This window comes from Microcoleus sp. N9_B4 (assembly GCF_036701635.1).
GTDB lineage: Bacteria > Cyanobacteriota > Cyanobacteriia > Cyanobacteriales > Microcoleaceae > Microcoleus.
The window spans coordinates 1-1,477 of record NZ_JAUBRC010000116.1 but is presented as its reverse complement, the minus strand read 5'-3'; the positions used below and the strand labels follow the sequence as shown (position 1 = coordinate 1,477).

Here is a 1,477-nt window from a genome sequence, read left to right as displayed (position 1 = left end):
GCTCAGGCATAGCCAAGTCACAAGAATGGGCAGAAATAGCCTCACGGAAAAAAGTCATTACTGAGCGAGCTTGAAAACGACAGGTTTGAATCACACTCAGCAGATTAGCCGTTTCCTCAAATCGCTTCATCGAACGAGAGCCACCAGAAACTTTCCGCTTAGTTACAGCCGAGGAGTAGAGAACGTTCGGCTTTATTATTATCTGGAGGAACCGAGGGGTCAGAGAGAAAATACCACCATTGTTCTGCCTTATCCCGTAAGGATTTTAGTAACAGACCTGCAGCATAACCAACTTTGCCCAACCAACTGGTCAAAGCTTGATTCAATCGTATTGTGAAATCCTGAGCCCAGAAGTCGTAGGTGAGTTGCTCCTTCGTCTTTCGCCAGGACTCATGGGCGATAAAAGCTTCATCAATTAATGACAGAAATATTTGAGCGACTGCTGCATTATTGTTGCCAGGAAGTTCCAGCACTTTCTTGAAATGCCGCCGTAAATGGGCCAGACACTTCTGTTGGGCTGCGACTTTCACACCATTATAAACACTGAAATCATCTGAGCTTAAGACTCCCGCAAATTCTTTGCCCAGCATGGTTTCTAGTTCCACGCGCCCCCTGGTATCTGCAGCATGAAATAAACAAAATCCTTCTCCACTAGCCGTCCATAGCCATTCTTTAACCCCCATCACACACCACGGCGTTTCATCTACATGAACGTTTTATTGAAGAGGTGCCCATTCCCACAGTGCTTTGATAGCTGGCTCTACTGCTGCTGCTACTCGTTGATTGGTTTTTTGGAGTGTTCCTACGGACACTTCAATCCTGCCGAGTTCCCACAAAAGCTCAGTCAGCTTGGAGTAGGAAAGATGCCCGTAATTCCCCAGCCAGACTAAGAGTGCTTGGAGATTAACGCTCAAGTCTTGCCCTGGAACTATTCCCAAGGGTGGTTCTCCTCTGACTACTGCACCACATTCTAGGCATTTACACGATTGTGTTTGATATTCAACAACTTCGATTGGTTTTGCTACTAGACTTGCTACTTGCTGTCTATGAATGTTAATTACTTCACTTAATTCTTTACTGCCACAATTGAGACAGATGTCTGGTGAGCTAATTTCGGTTCTGTCTACTCGTCCAAACCCTTTTCGGGTTTTCCCGGGATGACCTGGTTGTCCACCTGGTTTCTTTTTTTGGTCTGCTTCTGGTTGGACTGTTGGTTTCTCTGATTTTTGGATCAGATCCGTAGATGGGGGCTTTGATGAAGTCTGACTGGTGGTTCGGCTTTTGCCCGTAGCAATAGCTAGTTTTTCTTGCAATTCTTCAATAATTTTTTGCAGCCCCAGTACCATTTCTACCAGTTCAGCTTGGCTCAACTGCTCGATTTCGGTTTTTTTCTGCTCTTTGGTGGCTGCGGGCTTTTTCATTCCTTTATTTTACCAGCTTTTGACACTGAATTTTTTTTGACCTGAATCCTTACAAA

Annotated in this window: 1 pseudogene; it reads right to left on the bottom strand. The window is 45.0% G+C overall.

The window, feature by feature from the left end:
* A pseudogene (gene tnpC, locus QUA43_RS30675) lies at nt 1-1,421 on the bottom strand (IS66 family transposase); the annotation flags it as partial.
* Nucleotides 1,422-1,477 lie beyond the last annotated feature (56 nt).